Here is a 1,210-nt window from a genome sequence, read left to right as displayed (position 1 = left end):
TCGGTCCGTCGCGCAAGGCAACGGCTTTGACTTCAAGCAAACCGGCGACAGTGAAAACCACCAACTGCGTGCCGAGCGGGTGATCCACCGCGATGCCCTGAGCAAGACCTCGGTCAACGTCGGCCTGTCCCATCTGCGCACCAACAACTACATCGAAGACAGTCGCCTCAAGGAAAGCAGTAATCGCTTGAGCGAACTGCAACTGGGCATCAACCACGGTCGACGGGTCGGCAGCGCCTTCGTCAACTTTGATGTCGGCATGCAAAACGGCACCGGCGCCTTCGACGCCCAGGGCAATCACAACCCGCGCCCTGGCGTGCCCGATGCGCGCTATCGCAAATACACCGCCACCGTCAGCTACCTGCAACCGTTCAAGGTGTGGGGCGAGTCCTTCAGTTTTACCAGCCTGGCCACCGGGCAGCGCAGTGAAGACGTGCTGTTCAGCCCGCAGCGCATGAGCCTGGGCGGCTCCTCGTCGATCCGCGGCTACAAGGACCAGCAGTTGAGCGGCGACAGCGGCGGCTACTGGCGCAACGACCTGCGCTGGAGTCGCCCGATAACCCTCGATTGGCTGCGCCCGGTGTTCGGCGAATACGGCGCCAGCGTGGGCTATGACCAGGGCGTGATTCGCAACGGCCGCTACAACGGCGAAGTGCACGGCCGGGTCTCGAGCAACTCACTTGAGCTGTTCGCCCGTGGCAAATACCTCAGCACCAGTGTGACCTTCGCCCACTCGCTGGAACGACCGGCTGCGCTGCTTGAGCGCGAAGCGCCGATCTACTTCCGCATGGATTTTTTCCTGTAATTCAACGCCTAGTTGCATCGAGAATTTAATATGGACGTTCGCCACCTCGCCTTCATGGCCCGCCAACCCTCTGCCCGTGTGCAACCACGTGAGCATTTTTGGGGTTTGCCCAAGCGTGGCCTGGCGCTGATTTTGGCGAACGCTCTGTTCTGGCAGCCCCTGTTGGCCAATGCCGACGGCATCGTGGTCAGCGCGCCGGGCACTAGCCTGGGTGCGGCGGGCAATGGCGTGCCGATCGTAAACATCGCCGCGCCCAATGGCAGTGGTTTGTCCCACAACCAGTTCAAGGACTACAACGTCGGTGCCAACGGCGTGATCCTCAACAACGCCACGGGCCGTACGCAATCGACCCAACTGGGCGGGATCATCCTCGGCAACCCGAACCTGACGGGCGGCGCCGCCAAC

Annotated in this window: 2 protein-coding genes; both read left to right on the top strand. The window is 62.2% G+C overall.

Going from position 1 to position 1,210, the window contains the following annotated elements; all coding sequences use genetic code 11:
• On the top strand, window positions 1-805 hold an 805-nt coding region (locus GNF76_RS29220; RefSeq protein WP_218585316.1), incomplete at its 5' end, for a ShlB/FhaC/HecB family hemolysin secretion/activation protein.
• A gap of 30 nt (window positions 806-835) precedes the next feature.
• Window positions 836-1,210: two-partner secretion domain-containing protein (locus GNF76_RS29215; RefSeq protein WP_155586500.1), on the top strand; the 375-nt coding region annotated here is incomplete at its 3' end.

The sequence above is a fragment of the Pseudomonas spelaei genome, assembly GCF_009724245.1.
Taxonomy (GTDB): domain Bacteria; phylum Pseudomonadota; class Gammaproteobacteria; order Pseudomonadales; family Pseudomonadaceae; genus Aquipseudomonas; species Aquipseudomonas spelaei.
This window is presented reverse-complemented; position numbering and strand designations above follow the sequence as displayed.